This is a genomic window from Streptomyces sp. NBC_01450, from assembly GCF_036227505.1.
GTDB lineage: Bacteria > Actinomycetota > Actinomycetes > Streptomycetales > Streptomycetaceae > Streptomyces.
This window is the reverse complement of the sequence record NZ_CP109481.1, coordinates 1289439-1303212: the sequence shown is the minus strand read 5'-3', so window position 1 is coordinate 1303212 and position 13774 is coordinate 1289439. Positions and strand designations below refer to the sequence as shown.

Genomic DNA, 13774 nt, shown 5'->3' with positions numbered 1-13774 from the left:
CCGATCTCTCGAGCCACAGGCCCTCGCAAAGGAAGCCACAGATGGACATAGAGAATGTCAAGAACGCCTGCTCGGCAGGCGCCTCCCAAGGATCGACGGGCGTCTCAGGTTCCGGTCCCAGCGGCGGGTTGTACGCCTTCGACGGTCCAGCAGCCGCCGTGCTCGACCATCGAGGCGCGGTGGTCCGGTGGACCGGGGCAGCAGAGGACCTGACGGGGTTCCGCGCCGAGGAAGTCTGTGGCCGTCCCGTGCGGGAACTGGTGGCCGACCTCCCGGACGACCTGCGCGACGCGGAGATGCCGGCGTCCGGCCGGGTACGGCTGTGGCACCAGTGCGGCGACACCATCGATGTCACCTTCCGGACCACCAAGGTGGGGTGCTCCGGCTCGGCGGAGGTCCTCGTCCTGGCGGCCCCTACACACCACGTCGCCGGCCACGAGCACGGCGCGGCGCTCCTGCGTGCACTGTCCGCACAGAACCGGATCACCATCGCTGTGTACGACACGGATCTCACCACTGTGCAGACGAACGCCGCGCCGGGCACTCTCGACAGCCGTCCAGTACAGCCCGGCGCTCGGCTGAGCGACGTGCTGTGCGACAAGGACGCCGAGCGCATCGAGGCACTACTGCGCCAGGTACTCGAGACGGGTGCCCCAGTGGTCCGCAGAAACCAGCACGTGAGCTGTCGGCGCGGCTCGGCGCGGCAGCACGCCCTGTCGCTGTCCGCCTTCCGTCTGGAGGACGCGCGAGGACGCCCCACGGGGGTCGCGGCCCTGTACTTCGACAACGCCGACCAGATACGTGCCCGCCGTCATCTGGATCTCGCCCGCGAGGTGGCCGAGCGAGTAGGGAAATCCCTGGATGTCGTGCGCACTGCGCAGGACCTTGCGGACGTTCTCGCACCTGCCTTCGGGGATTTCGCCGCGGTCGACCTTGCGCACCCCGTCTTCGACGGGGACGAACCCTCGAAGCAGCTGGGCGGTGGAGACATGGGCAACGCGGGCCTTGCGCCGGCCACCGGGGTGTGGCCGGCCGGCATCAAGCGCGGCCAGCCCATCCCGCCCCTTCCGGACCACCCCCTGCGGCGCGGCTTCCTACACGGCGAGCCAGTCGTCTTCAGCCTTGACGACTTCATCGCCATGGTCAGAGACCCGCAGCTGGTCGAGTATCTCGTCCCGAAGGACACCCATTCGGTGATGGTGGCACCGTTGCATGCCCGTGGGCTCACGCTAGGCGCCATAACGGCATGGCGCTGCGGCCGATCCGACCTCTTCACCGAGGACGAGGCGGATCTCATGAAGCAGATCGCCTCACGGGGTGCGCTCGCCATCGACAACGCCCGCCGTTACACGCGCGAGCGCAGGGCGGCCGTGGCGCTGCAGCAGAGCCTCCTTCCCCCGGCCACGACCGACACTCCGGCAGCCGAGACCGCCGGCGTCTACCTGCCCGCAGGCGGTGGAGCAGGCAGCAGCGGCGACTGGTACGACGCCATTGCTCTGCCCTCTCTGCGGCTGGCCCTGGTCGCCGGCGACGTGGTCGGCCACGGCATGCCCGCAAGCACCACCATGGGCCGCCTGCGCGCCGCCATCCAAACGCTCGCGGACCTGGAACTCGAACCGGACGAGCTGCTCACCCGGCTCGCGGACCTGGTCCAGCGCCTCGCGGCCGAAGCCCCGTCCGGCGACTGCGACAACGTCGGCGGCACATGCCTGTACACGGTCTACGACCCGGTCACCAGGCGCTGCGCCATGGCCAGTGCCGGGCACCCGCCACCCGTCCTGGTCCGGCCCGACGGGACCGCCGAAGCAGTCAGGATCTCCCCGGGACCACCACTCGCCCTCAGCGGCATGCCGTATGAGACCACCGTGATCGACGTCGAGCCGGGCAGCGTCCTCGCTCTCTACACCGACGGCTTGGTCGAACGGGGCGATCGCGACATCGGCCAAGGCCTACCGCGCCTGACGGAAGCCCTCGCCGCGCACTGCCGTCCGGATCGTGCCCTGGACGAAACCGGCCGGGCTCTCCTCGCCGACCTGGCAGACCAGGCGCCGCGCGACGACGCGGTCCTGCTGCTGGCCCGCACCCGCGCCGTCCCAGCGGCGGACACCGCTCACTGGGAGATCCCTGCTGATCCGGCCGCCGTCTCCAAAGCTCGAGAGTGGATATCCCGCCAACTCACCATGTGGGGCCTGGACGACCTCCTCTTCACCACCGAACTCATCGTCAGCGAACTGGTCACCAACGCCATCCGCTACGGTCGTCCGCCGATGGAACTCCGTCTGATTCGCCACCACGTCTTGGTGTGCGAGGTCACCGACTCCAGCAGCACCCAACCCCGCCTGCGGCGTGCCCGCACAACCGACGAGGGAGGACGCGGCCTGTTCCTCGTCTCTCAACTCGGCGGACGATGGGGCTGCCGCCATGGCCAGAACGGCAAGACGATCTGGTCCGAGCAAATCATCCAGGATTCCCCCTGAAGCTACGGCCCACCAAAGTGGGTCGAGGCAGAGTCACCTACAGCTCTGATGTCTCTCGACCCGGTGTGCCGTGCCCACGTTGGCGGAAGGAGTTCGCCTGTCCCGCGCGAAGGCTGCCTCGCTCTGCGCGAGTGGCGAGCTTGGGGACTGCCGTGTGTCCGTTCTCCTTCGGGTGACGTTGAGATCCGCGTGTGGCCGAAGCCGCGCTGGCCAGGCAGGGTGCTGACGGTTCCTCAATCCCACGAGATGCCTTGTCTCTGGGGGGTGCCTATGCCTTTGGTCAAGGTGGATGGGTGCTGGTTCGGACGTCTGGAACGATGTGCCTGTGCATGCTGATGATCAGGTTGGCGAGGGTGTCTCTGCGGACCTCGCGGTGTTTCTCCGGAACGCTGCCGACGACCGTCCGGTGAAGATCGTTCCTTGCGTCTGCGGCGTCTGCGGCGGGCGCGTGTTCTTCGTGCTCGTTGACGATGTCGAGGGCGGAGCCGAGCGGGTGTGCGCTGGTTGCGGCGGCCGTGCGTTCATCGCGGATAGCGAGGAGTTGTGGGAGGACGCGGATCCTGGAGAGGCCGGCTGCCCGTGCGGGAGCGAGGAGTTCGAGACGGCAGTCGCGTTCTCGCTCGCTGGCGACGGGTCGGTCCGCTGGGTGACCGTTGGGCTGCGGTGTCAGAAGGACGGCGCCGTGGGTGTCTATGCCGACTGGAAGATCGACTACGGCCCCACGGACCACCTCCTGACCATGGTCTAGGTCTGCGGAGCGACCGCCCGAACAGGCTGCGGTTCGTAGAAGGTGCCGTCCCGGAGCATCGCGAAGAGGACATCTGCTCGGCGCCGGGCGAGGCAGAGCAGGGCCTGCGTGTGGTGCTTTCCCTGCGCGGTCTTCTTGTCGTAGTAGGCCCGCGACGCCGGGTCGCCCAAGGCAGCGAATGCGGAGAGGAAGAAGGCCCGCTTGAGCTGTTTGTTTCCCCTCCGTGACGGCTGTTCGCCGCGGATCGACGAACCTGAACTGCGGGTCGCGGGTGCGAGGCCGGCGTAAGCGGCGAGGTGGCCGGCGGTCGGGAAGGTGCTGCCGTCACCGTGTGGGTGTCGATTATTGCGTCCGGGCAGGTCAGGCTGCGTGTGTGTATTAGTGGGGGATGCCGTCGAGGCGGTCACGCCGGTGGATGTCCAGTGGGTCGGGGTCGGTGATCGGTTCGGGGACGGGTCGCAGGGGTGTCGCGCTGTGCAGGGTGCGGTGGGGCCGGTGCTGGTTGTAGAAGGCTTCGAACTGGGTGAGTGCGTGGAGCAGGTGGGCCTGGTTCCAGATCAAGGTGCGGGCGAGGAGCTCGTGTCTGCAGGTCTGCGCCCACCGTTCCATGACCGAGTTCATGCGGGGCACGCGGATGCTGGTGGTGACGACCTTGATGCCTTCGGTCTCGGAGACGGCGTCGAACGCGTGGGTGAATTTGCTGTCGCGGTCCCTGATCAGGTGTCGGACGGTGGCGCCGGTGTCCTGCAGGTCCATGACGAGGTTCCTTGCGGCCTGGGTGACCCGGTCGGAGGTGGGATGGGCGGTCGCGCCCTGGATGCGGATGCGGCGGTTGGTGTGCTCGATGGCGGCGAAGACGTACAGCGTCGCGCCGTTCAGGGCGTTGGCGGTGAAGAAGTCGCGGGCGAGGGTCGCGTGGGCCTGGCCGCGCAGGAACGCGGCCCAGGTGTGGCGGTCGCGTTCGGGAGCGGGGTCGATCCCGTGCGCTCGGAGGATCTCCCATACGGTGGAGGGTGCGACCTTGATGCCCAGTACGGCGAGTTCGCCATGAATGCGCCGGTAGCCGCAGCCTGGGTTCTCGCGGGCCAGGCGCAGGATGAGAGTCTGGATGGCGCGGCGGGTCGGTGGACGGCCGGGCTGCTTGCGGTGGGAGTTGTGGGGGTGGCGGCGGCGCATGGGGTCGTGGTGCCACCGCAGGACGGTGTCCGGTGGGACGATCAGGTGCAGCTGCCGTAGTCGGGCGGGAGGCAGCCTGTGGAGGAGTGCAGCAAGGAAAGCGCGGTCTGCTGAAGTGACGCGCGGCCTGTCGCTCTGCCGCTGCAGGACCGCCAACTGGTGACGTGGCGTCAATATCTCGATGTTCTTGTCCACGTCGCTCATCGGCAGCAGCCGGATGAAGGCGAACACGCTCGACACGGCGAGGTAGGGCAGTCGCAGCGGCACGGTCAACCAGCCTGACACGCCCGCCTGGCGATCAACGGCCGTTCGGAAGAACCTGCACGTCACACACTATGGATGGCGTTTTCGGCACCCACAGGTCGTCAACCCGGACCGCGGCGAGATCGACGCGGTGGCGCTCAGCTTCCTGGACCACGGCACCTTCCACCGCCGCGACGAACGACCAACACCCGGCCCAACACCAAGCAGTACGGCACCTTCGACAGCTACCACCGCCCGGGACGGCCACCGTGGGAGGGGCCTTCACCACCGGGTTGCGCGACGCCATCGAGCAGTACACCGCCGTCTGGTTCCCCGGAGCCTGGACCGCGTCCGCGCCGAGCCGCGCCGCATGTCCAGGAGTGTCCCCGGATGCCGCGACGCCGAAGCGACACCGGATCCGCTGGGCGGGACCGGTGCGCTCATCTCCTAGCCGTGCGTGACAGTCGGTAGCCCGAGTTCCACCAGGCAGAGACCACCGATCCATGGATAAACCTTCCTCTCCCGCCCCCGCGCGGGCGCTCCTACGGTCGAAGCTGCGGGCGCTCACCGGCCCGCGCCAACGAAGGAGAGAGACCCCCATGAAGATGACCGGCAACACGATCCTGATCACCGGCGGCACCTCGGGCATCGGGCTCGGCCTGGCCCTGCGCCTGCACGAGGCCGGCAACAAGGTGATCGTCGCTGGCCGGCGCAAGGAGCTGCTCGACGAGATCACGGCCGAGCACCCGGGCATCGACGCGCTCGTCCTCGACGTCACGGACCCCGACTCGATCGCCCAGGTCCGCGAAACGGTGGCGGCGAGCTACCCCGAGCTGAACATCCTGGTCAACAACGCCGGCATCATGCTGCGGGAGAACCTCCTCGACCCGGCCTCGCTCTCGATTGCGGAGGACCACGTCACGGTCAATCTGCTCGGCACGATCCGGGTGACGTACGCCTTCCTGCCGCTGCTGGTGGGCAAGGCCGACGCGGCCGTCGTGAACGTCACCTCGGCGCTGGCATTCGTGCCGCTGCCGATTACTCCGACTTACAACGCGACCAAGGCCGCGCTGCACTCCTTCTCCGAGAGCCTGCGCGTGCAGCTCGGGCAGGCCGACGCCGGCGTTCAGGTGATCGAGGTGGCCCCGCCGGGCGTGCGCACGACCCTGCTGGGCCAGCAGGACGACGAGAACTCCATGCCGCTGGATGAGTTCCTCGACGAGACCCTCGGGATCCTGCGCGACAAGCCTGACGCCAAGGAGCTCGTAGTGGAGCGCGCCAGGTTCGTGCGCGACGCGGAGGCCAACGGCTCCTACGACAACGTCCTCGCCATCCTCAGTGGTGTCTGAGAGACGTCGCTCCCCAGCCACTCGTTTCCTCCCTGCGCAATGGACACAGGAAGAACCGCGATGAAACCCACCAATGAAGATGCCGTCGAAATAGCACGTGTGCTGGCCCTCTGGGGCCACATCATGGACGACCGCGAGCTGGACCGCCTTGGTGAAGTCCTCACCGAAGACGCGGTATGGGACGCAAGCGCCTTCGGCCTCGAGCCGGCTGTCGGGCTGGAAGCGGTCACCGCTGTCCTCGGCGCCGAGGGGCACGCGCGAGCTCATCACACGACGAACATCGTCGTGTCGGACGGCCCGGGCGACGAGGTTCGTGCCCAGTCCAAGGGCTTGGGCGTCGTGGACGGCGGCACCGTCATCAGCGCCGTGTACACGGACGAACTGCGGCACACCGCCGACGGCTGGCGCATTTCCAAACGGGTCATACGCGTGAATTGACCGTCTGGGTCGTCTGCTGCGGCCCCGATTCGGAACCTGACTCCTTCTGCGCGTAGGCCGACGGCACATATGACGATGGCCTGGCCATGCTCAGCGGTGCCGTTTGAGCGTGACCTGGCGGCCTCCGTGCGGCCACTCCGGTCAAGGTGGACGTCACCCACCAGCCCTGCTGACCACGGAGGGCTTGTGGGGCGGCGCCGCCCGCAGCCCATACCAGTTCTTGATCGCCTCAGAGGGGCCCCTGTCGTCGGCAGTTGCCCGCACCCGGCTGATCCTCCCGGCGGCGCCTAAAGCCCTTCCCTCCACGACCGTTGCTACCTGTGGTGGTGGCGCATCGTGCGAATCAAAGTTGTCCCTTACTAATCCCGGGAGATGACCATGAAAAATCCTATTTCTCGCCGTTCCGCCGTCACGGCGGTTGTGGGCGCGATTGCCGCGGCCACACTCACCGTGGCGGGTACCGCCTCGGCCGATCCGCAGCCCGGTCGCGGCGAGCACCGGGTGGAGAGCCAGGTGCAGCACAACAGGCGCGTCGCGGTCGCTTTCCTGGATCTGGCCTTCAACAAGAAGCAGCCCGAGGAGGCCGCCAAGCTGTACGTGGGCGACGAGTTCATCCAGCACAACCCGCTGTCCGCCGACGGCACGGGGCCGTTCATCGCGTACGTGAAGTGGCGGACCACCCTGTCTCCGGAGCTGAATTTCGACATCAAGCGGGTGTTCGGCGAGAAGAACCTGGTGGCGGTGCACTACAAGAGAACCTACGACTCGGCCGACCGTGGCGCCGCAGTGATGGACATCTTCCGGTTCGAGAAGGGCAAGATCGTCGAACACTGGGACGTCATCCAGGACATCCCGGAAACGTCCGCGAACGACAACACCATGTTCTGACGGGATCGGCAGCATGCCTCTCGAAGGCGAGTACGAGCCGAGCACGATGCAGCTGGTACGGGACCAGGTGGAGTTGTACGAAAGCTCCGCTGGTTCCGAAGGAGCGACGCTGGGCGGCCTGATCGGCTGGGACGACGCGACGCGGCGGGACCTGCCTGTCGTTATCCTGACCACCCTGGGCACGAAGAGCGGCAAGATCCGCAAGTCCCCGCTCATGCGGGTGGAGCACGACGGCTCCTACGCCGTGGTCGCCTCAGCGGGAGGAGCCCCCAAGCACCCGGTCTGGTACCACAACCTGGTGGCCGACCCTCGGGTGGAGCTTCAGGACGGTCCGGTGCGGCAGGACATGCTGGCTCGTGAGGTGACCGGCGACGAGAAGGCCGTGTGGTGGGCGCGAGCCGTCGAGGCGTTTCCCGCCTATGCCGAACTTCAGAAGAAGGTGGACCGCGAGATCCCGGTCTTCGTCCTGGAGCCGACGGCCGTGGCGCACTGACGCGGCATGGTTCGTTCACACACGGATCAGTCAGCGCGCAGACAGCCGTGATCGTCGCCTCGCCGGATACCGGCGAGGCGACCACCACGACGGCTTGGCTTTCCCTCGACGGCAGGAACTCGCCCATGGGGCCGAGGGCGACTACTGGTGCGACGCCCGCGACACTCGCCGCAGGGCCGCAGCCCGAGGCACCGGAAGACGTTCGCGCCACCGCGGGTAACCGGCCATTGCGCGGAATGCAGCCCGGCGAATCCCGGGCGTCAGCGGGACCCACAGAAATCTACCGATCCCAGCCTGAGAGCGGCAGCAGGACCGGTAGCGGGCGCCGTCCGTGGGGACGGGGGTGGCGCCCGCACAAGGTCCGGGACCACTCATTCTCTCTGTGGTCCCGGACCTTGCTGCCCTGCGGTCCGCACGGCAGGTAGCGCGACCCCGAAACAATGAGGTGCATTCCGGTTCGACACAGCCGCGACCGGCCGCCACCAGCCACGTCCAGACGCCATCGACAGTTGCGCGATGTCAGATGTCAGTTCCCGGCAGTCGCTACTGGGCTGGGGAGACCAGCCCCTTCGCGAATTCGAGCTGTTCCTTGTGGAAGGCTGCGCCGACGTAGTGGTGATCGATGTTGTGGCCGCCGCCCAGGATGCGCCGAGCAGTCACGGAGGGTGCAGCGGTGAAAGCGTTTCCGAAGGCGGCGACCGATTCGTCGCTGCTGTGCCAGAACCCTTCATGCTCGGCCAGCCCGTAGTGGACGGGTACCTCGATCTTCGCGGCGATTCCTGCGAAATCCGTGCACCACTGGCCCGCCACTTCCACCAGCTCTGCTATGGGAACGGGCGATTCGGCGTGGTTCGCGATGTCGAGCACACTTGGGTCGTACGTGTCCTCAGGTCCGTACATGAACCGCAGGAGGTGCTCACGGCTGAACTCAAGCGTGCTGGCCGACGGCTGGGACTTCAAGGCGTCGTTCGTCCGCTGCGACTCGTCGTGGATTCCGGTGACGGAGACACCGAGGAGCGGCCAGGTGCGGGCGCCAGCTGCCAAATGCAGCGCGATCGCACCGCCTATCGAGTGTCCGACGAGGACGATCCCGGGGGCGTTCGGGAGGTCCCGGCGCCAGAGTTCGGCGATGGCCGCCTGGAGCACCTGAGCATTCCGGCGGAACGAGATCTCGCCCTCCAGCGCGGTGCTGCCGCCATAGCCCGGACGGTCGAGCGACACCACTGGAAAGCCCTCGCGCCGCGCGGCGTCCATCAGCGAATACCCGGGCACGTCGAAGTACGACGCGTTGTAACCACCCCCGGGAAGGCAGGCCAGCAGCGGCATCCCCGGACGACCTGGTGCCTCTAGGCCGGTGATCCGGATGTCCCCCACTTCGAGTGTGATGCGGTTCGCGGTCATGAAACGGCTTCCTTCAGTGGTAGGGCCTTGTTGACAGCTCGGCCGCGTGCTGCCGGGGCAACCGGCGGACGGGCTGTCGGGTCGTGCGGAGCGTGCTTTGGCGTTGCCACGGGCTTCTACCTACTGTTATCCGCGAGGAACTTCCGCAGCAGCTCCATGTATTCATCTGGGCAGGTCCTGTGAACCATGTGCCCGGCGCCCTCGATCGTCTCCAGCCGGCCACCGGGGAGGAAGCGAGCAGCCTCGGCCAGCCTCTCCTGGGGGGTGTAGCTGGTGGATCCTCCGCCGATGATGAGTGTCGGGGCGGTGATCTTGGAGAGGTCGTTCCACCATGACGGATCGGGGTTGTGGATCTGGTGCACCAGTGAGGTGGCCGCGGAGAAATCGAAAGGCACCGCACCAGGAACTTCCCCGGAACCTTCCGGGAAGTCCACGTCGATAGGAGCGGTGTCCTCCCAGACCATCCGCTCGATCCGTTCGGGGAATTTCTCCGCGAAGACGCATCCGACTCGTGCGCCCATCGAGTGGGCGATCAATGTGAATCGGTCCAAGGAAAGCGCATCGGTGAACGCTTCGAGGTCGCCGGACCCCAGCTCGAAGGAGTAAGCGCCGGGCCACGCACTTTCGCCATGGCCACGTTGCGTGAGGGCCAAGACGTGGTAGTCCGCAGCGAGGAAGCCCGCGATCCCGTCCCAGTCCCGCGCGTCGTACATGAGGCCGTGCAGAAGAACGACGGGCGGCGCATCCGGATTACCCGCCTCACGATAGTGAAAAGTCAACTGCGAAAGCTCGATGCTGCGATCGCTGAAAACGGTCATCTGTTCTTCCGCTCGGTCGGGGGAGGCTGATCATTCAGCGGCGTGAGGTGGCTCGTCCCACTGTCAGCGCCCGCATCCTCGACCGTATGAGCGCCTTCGCGGGGGCGGGAGAGGACGGTTTATCCATGGACCGGCGATCCCTGCCTGCAACCCTGGGTAGACCGCAGGTCACACTGGGGCACGCGCTCAGCCATGGATTGGCGGTCTCTGGATAGCCGGGCGGGAAGCGGCGACGATGGACGGCATGGACAAGAAGGAACTGGCGGAATTCCTGCGCCACCGGCGTGAAACGCTGCGCCCCCGCGACGTCGGTCTGGTTGAGGGGCCGCGCAGGCGTACCCAGGGGCTGCGCCGCGAGGAGGTTGCCCAGCTGGCCGGCATGTCCACCGACTACTACGCCCGCCTGGAACAGCAGCGCGCCCCGCAGCCCTCCGTCCAGATCACCACCGCCCTGGCCAGGGCTCTGCGGCTGACCCTGGACGAGCGCGACCATCTCTTCGTCCTCATCGGCCACAACGCCCCGGCCCGTTTCCACCGCTCCGAGCACGTCAGCCCGACGCTGATGCGGGTCCTGGACCGGCTGGACGACTCCCCGGCCCTGGTGCTGACCGACATGGCTGACACCCTTGCGATGAACCCGCTGGCCATCGCTCTGCTCGGCGACCAGATGCGCCACACCGGCCTGGCTCGCAGTGCCTACTACCGCTGGTTCATGGACCCCGCAGAGCGCCTGGTGTATCCCGAGGAGGACCACGAACGCCACGGCCGCGCGCAGGCGGCCCGTCTGCGGGTCGCGCTGACAGCCGGCAGCGACGTCCCCCGAGCCGCCCGGATCCTGGCCGAACTCCAGGAACACAGCCCCGAGTTCGTCAGCCTGTGGGAACTCCAGGAGGTCGCCCAGCGATACGACGAGAGCAAGACCATCGTCCATCCCGAGCTTGGCCGCATCGACGTCGACGGCCAGGTTCTGTTCACCGAGAACCGCGCTCAGACCCTGGTGGTGCTGACAACCCGGCCCGGCACGGAGAGCCACAGCAAGCTGGAACTGCTCTCGGTCATAGGGCACCAGCAGCTGACCCCCTGACGAGGCCTGGGTCCATCTGCCGAGGCCGCTTCGGACCGGACGCCGTAGCCCGCCCGATGCGCCCCTGCGAACCGGGCAGCACACCGCCGGCGCCATGGACGCACCCGAAAAAGAGCGACAGGAGCGCCCTGATGGACAGACCGGACGTCACCGCCACCGAGCGGGTCGACGCCGCCCGAAATCGTGCCCGGCTTCTGGAGGCGGCAGCCAGGCTGGTGGCCGAGCGAGGGGCCGGGCACCTGACGATGCAGGAGGTCGCGGAGGCCGCCGGGGTGGGCAAGGGCACGCTCTTTCGCCGGTTCGGCGACCGCGACGGACTCCTGCTCGCCCTCCTCAGCGAGGCCGAGGCCGAGTTCCAAGAGACGTATACCGAAGGGCCTCCACCGCTGGGGCCGGGCGCGCCCCCGAGGGACCGGCTGGAAGCGTTCGGCTGTGCGCTGATCGAGCGCATCGCCGCCGACGCGGACGTGGGTGCCGCGCTCGGGCGCCAGGTGCTCCACGACCGCCGCCACGCCTCCGACACCGGTCGCGCCTTCCACCGTCACGTCTCAAGCCTTCTGCGGGAGGCGGGAGTTGACGGGGATCACGACATGCTCGCCCACGCCCTGCTCGCCTTCGCGAACTTCGAGACGACGGACTACCTGTACGCCGGGTGCGGATTCTCCGTCGCACGCGTCCAGGCCGGCTGGGTGGACCTGGTGCGGCGGATGATCCGAGCCGACGGAGTGTGAATCCTGGAGATACCGACCGTCGAGAATCCGTCCGACGGGTCCACGAGCCGGAGAGCGGTCCCGTGTGTGCGCAGGTCGCTCAGCAAGCGGACGAGGCCGTGGTCCGATCCACCTCCGGGAGGTGCCTCTCCGCCCAGCCGGCCAGCTCCGTGAGAGCCAGCTCGAGTGCTTCGCCGGCTTCCGTCAGGCGGTACGAGACGCGCAGCGGCGGCCCCTCGTCCACTTCGCGCACGACCAGCCTGGCCGCGCCGAGCTCGGTCAACCGGTCCGAGAGCATGCGCTCGCTGATGCCCGGGATGGCGCGGTGCAGGTCGGCGAAGTGCACCGGGTGCTCCATCAGAACGGCCACGATCAGGCCGGTCCAACGTTTTCCGAGCAGCGCGAAGACACGCGTGATCGCGCCTTCGACCGGCTTGCAGGGCTCTGTGACCGGTTCCGTCATACCTGGAGTCTACTGCGAGATCAGTCGTAGGTGAGAAAAAGTAAGTCAATGTGATATTACTAGGAGCTCATGAAATAGAAGCAGCTTCTGTTTCGTGCGCCCTTGTCCCGTCCCGTTTCATTGGAGACCTCCTCATGGCAACGCTGCTGCACCTGGACTCGGCCCTGTGGCCGGAGCAGAACTCCGCCTCCCGCGCGGTCACGGCCGCCTTCCGACAGGCATGGGAGGCACAGCACCCCGACGGCACGGTGATCTACCGGGACCTCAACGCCGACCCGGTGCCGCACCTGGACACGCTCACCGCCTCCGCCGCCTTCAGTGCCCCCGCCGACCACACCCCGGAGCAGGCGGCCGCGTTCGCCGAGCAGCTCAAGCTGGTCGAGGAGCTGGAGAGCGCGGACGTCGTCCTCATCGGCGCCCCGATGTACAACTTCACGATTCCCTCCACGCTGAAGGCGTGGATCGACCAGGTGATACTCGTGGGCCGTACCGCGCTCGTCGAGGAGTCGGCGGTCAAGGGCACCCCGGTGTACATCGTGGCGAGCCGCGGCGGTTCCTACGCCCCCGGCGCCCCCCGTGAACCCTTCGAATACGTCCAGAACTACCTGGAGGCGGTCCTCACCGAGATGTTGGGAGTGAAGGTCGACTTCATCGTCCCCGAGCTCACGCTGGCGCACTCCAACCCGGCCATGGCCGAGCTGATCCCGCTCGCCGACGCGTCCAAGGCCAAGGCCATCGAGGACGCGATCAGCAAGGGCAAGGAAGCAGCCCTCAAGGCTTCCTGACTCCGGCGAAGGGTCAGGTAAAGGGCTCTCGCCGGCTTCGCAGGCAAGTGGCATCGACGACGAAGCCAGCGAGAGTCTGAATGTCGGGCGCGGCGGTTCGAATGGTCAGAGACCGGACGGCTGACCGTTCGCGATCGCGGTGACGGTGTCGTCGTACGCCGTGAGAACGCCGAGGAATCCGGTCCTTCCCCACAGCGCCAGCCCCAGAGCGGCGACGAATACGGCCGTCACGTGCACAGCCTCGAGGGGGTCCTGTCCCGGCAGCGCGCTCAGTGCCGACTGGTCCCCGCGGGCCCATGCCCGCGCTGTCTCGGCAATCGTGAACTCGTAGTGGGGCGGGGCCGCAGCGGCGACCTGGTCGGCATGTTCGACCAGCTGGCCGGCCGTCCACTGCTCGCCGGTCACCTCAATGATGCTGACGGTGGAGCGCAGCAGGCCGCTCAAAACGGCGTAGATCTCCATCCAGGCGACTGCTTCCAGACCGGCCAGCGCGTCCTGTACCACGATGGCGTCGCGGTCTGCGTAGCCGCGGACGACGTCAACCGCGCGGTAGCCGAGGGGCTTCTGCACTTCATCGCTCATGCGGTTGACGCTATTTTCCGGCCGGCTGGGCGGGAATCGGTCTCCCGACCCAACGCGTCTCGGAAAAAAGCACTAGGACCAATGACCCCACCCCAGGGCGGGCATGGCGCGGGAGTTCG

Annotated in this window: 14 protein-coding genes and 2 pseudogenes; 10 read left to right on the top strand and 6 right to left on the bottom strand. The window is 67.5% G+C overall.

Going from position 1 to position 13774, the window contains the following annotated elements:
• The first annotated feature begins 41 nt into the window (after nucleotides 1-41).
• Both OG568_RS54575 and OG568_RS54570 read left to right on the top strand, forming a co-directional pair.
• The gene (locus OG568_RS54575) at nucleotides 42-2477 is read left to right on the top strand and encodes a SpoIIE family protein phosphatase (protein WP_329537478.1); all 2436 of its coding nucleotides are present in this window, start codon (nucleotides 42-44) and stop codon (nucleotides 2475-2477) included.
• Between the two features lie 325 nt (nucleotides 2478-2802).
• Entirely contained in the window at nucleotides 2803-3225 is a 423-nt protein-coding gene (locus tag OG568_RS54570; protein WP_329537477.1) for a hypothetical protein, read from the top strand.
• Here OG568_RS54570 and OG568_RS54565 read toward each other — a convergent pair.
• Together OG568_RS54565 and OG568_RS54560 are read right to left on the bottom strand one after the other, a co-directional pair.
• A pseudogene (locus OG568_RS54565) lies at nucleotides 3222-3542 on the bottom strand (transposase); the annotation flags it as partial. The gene OG568_RS54570 and the pseudogene OG568_RS54565 overlap by 4 nt on opposite strands.
• A gap of 61 nt (nucleotides 3543-3603) precedes the next feature.
• Nucleotides 3604-4668: an integrase core domain-containing protein gene (locus OG568_RS54560; RefSeq protein WP_329537476.1), complete on the bottom strand. Its 1065-nt coding sequence runs from the start codon at nucleotides 4666-4668 to the stop codon at nucleotides 3604-3606.
• Nucleotides 4669-4762: 94 nt separating this feature from the next.
• Here OG568_RS54560 and OG568_RS54555 point away from each other — a divergent pair.
• From OG568_RS54555 to OG568_RS54535, 5 genes and pseudogenes are all read left to right on the top strand, one after another.
• A pseudogene (locus OG568_RS54555) lies at nucleotides 4763-5105 on the top strand (hypothetical protein); the annotation flags it as partial.
• A gap of 138 nt (nucleotides 5106-5243) precedes the next feature.
• Nucleotides 5244-5993, top strand: a complete 750-nt coding sequence (locus OG568_RS54550) for an SDR family oxidoreductase (protein ID WP_329537475.1) — start codon at nucleotides 5244-5246, stop codon at nucleotides 5991-5993.
• Nucleotides 5994-6032: 39 nt separating this feature from the next.
• On the top strand, nucleotides 6033-6431 hold the full coding sequence (locus OG568_RS54545; protein ID WP_329537474.1) for a nuclear transport factor 2 family protein: 399 nt from the start codon (nucleotides 6033-6035) through the stop codon (nucleotides 6429-6431).
• Between the two features lie 378 nt (nucleotides 6432-6809).
• Nucleotides 6810-7319 (top strand): nuclear transport factor 2 family protein, encoded by a 510-nt coding sequence (locus tag OG568_RS54540; RefSeq protein ID WP_329537473.1) that lies wholly within the window; start codon nucleotides 6810-6812, stop codon nucleotides 7317-7319.
• A gap of 13 nt (nucleotides 7320-7332) precedes the next feature.
• Nucleotides 7333-7812 carry a nitroreductase family deazaflavin-dependent oxidoreductase gene (locus OG568_RS54535; protein ID WP_329537472.1) on the top strand — a complete coding sequence of 160 codons (480 nt, stop codon included), beginning with the start codon at nucleotides 7333-7335 and terminating at the stop codon, nucleotides 7810-7812.
• A 543-nt stretch (nucleotides 7813-8355) separates the two neighbouring features.
• On the opposite strand, the gene OG568_RS54530 is transcribed toward OG568_RS54535, so the two are convergent.
• Both OG568_RS54530 and OG568_RS54525 read right to left on the bottom strand, forming a co-directional pair.
• Nucleotides 8356-9213 carry an alpha/beta hydrolase gene (locus tag OG568_RS54530; protein WP_329537471.1) on the bottom strand — a complete coding sequence of 286 codons (858 nt, stop codon included), beginning with the start codon at nucleotides 9211-9213 and terminating at the stop codon, nucleotides 8356-8358.
• Between the two features lie 116 nt (nucleotides 9214-9329).
• Nucleotides 9330-10031, bottom strand: coding sequence for an alpha/beta fold hydrolase (locus tag OG568_RS54525; RefSeq protein WP_329537469.1), 702 nt, complete (start codon nucleotides 10029-10031; stop codon nucleotides 9330-9332).
• Between the two features lie 244 nt (nucleotides 10032-10275).
• Here OG568_RS54525 and OG568_RS54520 point away from each other — a divergent pair, with 244 nt between their 5' ends.
• Complete coding sequence (locus OG568_RS54520; protein WP_329537468.1) at nucleotides 10276-11115, top strand: helix-turn-helix transcriptional regulator; 840 nt, start codon at nucleotides 10276-10278, stop codon at nucleotides 11113-11115.
• Nucleotides 11116-11246: 131 nt separating this feature from the next.
• A complete protein-coding gene (locus OG568_RS54515) occupies nucleotides 11247-11846 on the top strand; it encodes a TetR/AcrR family transcriptional regulator (RefSeq protein ID WP_329537467.1) in 600 nt (199 codons plus the stop codon).
• A gap of 79 nt (nucleotides 11847-11925) precedes the next feature.
• Here OG568_RS54515 and OG568_RS54510 read toward each other — a convergent pair whose 3' ends face one another.
• Nucleotides 11926-12288: a winged helix-turn-helix transcriptional regulator gene (locus OG568_RS54510; protein ID WP_329537466.1), complete on the bottom strand. Its 363-nt coding sequence runs from the start codon at nucleotides 12286-12288 to the stop codon at nucleotides 11926-11928.
• Nucleotides 12289-12422: 134 nt separating this feature from the next.
• Here OG568_RS54510 and OG568_RS54505 point away from each other — a divergent pair, with 134 nt between their 5' ends.
• The gene (locus tag OG568_RS54505; RefSeq protein WP_329537465.1) at nucleotides 12423-13073 is read left to right on the top strand and encodes an FMN-dependent NADH-azoreductase; all 651 of its coding nucleotides are present in this window, start codon (nucleotides 12423-12425) and stop codon (nucleotides 13071-13073) included.
• A gap of 105 nt (nucleotides 13074-13178) precedes the next feature.
• Here the strand turns inward: OG568_RS54505 and OG568_RS54500 are convergent, their stop codons facing one another.
• Nucleotides 13179-13655: a hypothetical protein gene (locus tag OG568_RS54500; protein ID WP_329537464.1), complete on the bottom strand. Its 477-nt coding sequence runs from the start codon at nucleotides 13653-13655 to the stop codon at nucleotides 13179-13181.
• Nucleotides 13656-13774: the final 119 nt, after the last annotated feature.

Coding starts and splice junctions, on each gene's coding strand:
- OG568_RS54500 (WP_329537464.1), bottom strand. CDS start 13,655: ATGAGCGATGAAGTGCAGAAGCCCCTCGGCTACCGCGCGGTTGACGTC.
- OG568_RS54515 (WP_329537467.1), top strand. CDS start 11,247: ATGGACAGACCGGACGTCACCGCCACCGAGCGGGTCGACGCCGCCCGA.
- OG568_RS54525 (WP_329537469.1), bottom strand. CDS start 10,031: ATGACCGTTTTCAGCGATCGCAGCATCGAGCTTTCGCAGTTGACTTTT.
- OG568_RS54505 (WP_329537465.1), top strand. CDS start 12,423: ATGGCAACGCTGCTGCACCTGGACTCGGCCCTGTGGCCGGAGCAGAAC.
- OG568_RS54510 (WP_329537466.1), bottom strand. CDS start 12,288: ATGACGGAACCGGTCACAGAGCCCTGCAAGCCGGTCGAAGGCGCGATC.
- OG568_RS54530 (WP_329537471.1), bottom strand. CDS start 9,213: ATGACCGCGAACCGCATCACACTCGAAGTGGGGGACATCCGGATCACC.
- OG568_RS54575 (WP_329537478.1), top strand. CDS start 42: ATGGACATAGAGAATGTCAAGAACGCCTGCTCGGCAGGCGCCTCCCAA.
- OG568_RS54550 (WP_329537475.1), top strand. CDS start 5,244: ATGAAGATGACCGGCAACACGATCCTGATCACCGGCGGCACCTCGGGC.
- OG568_RS54520 (WP_329537468.1), top strand. CDS start 10,276: ATGGACAAGAAGGAACTGGCGGAATTCCTGCGCCACCGGCGTGAAACG.
- OG568_RS54545 (WP_329537474.1), top strand. CDS start 6,033: ATGGACACAGGAAGAACCGCGATGAAACCCACCAATGAAGATGCCGTC.
- OG568_RS54535 (WP_329537472.1), top strand. CDS start 7,333: ATGCCTCTCGAAGGCGAGTACGAGCCGAGCACGATGCAGCTGGTACGG.
- OG568_RS54540 (WP_329537473.1), top strand. CDS start 6,810: ATGAAAAATCCTATTTCTCGCCGTTCCGCCGTCACGGCGGTTGTGGGC.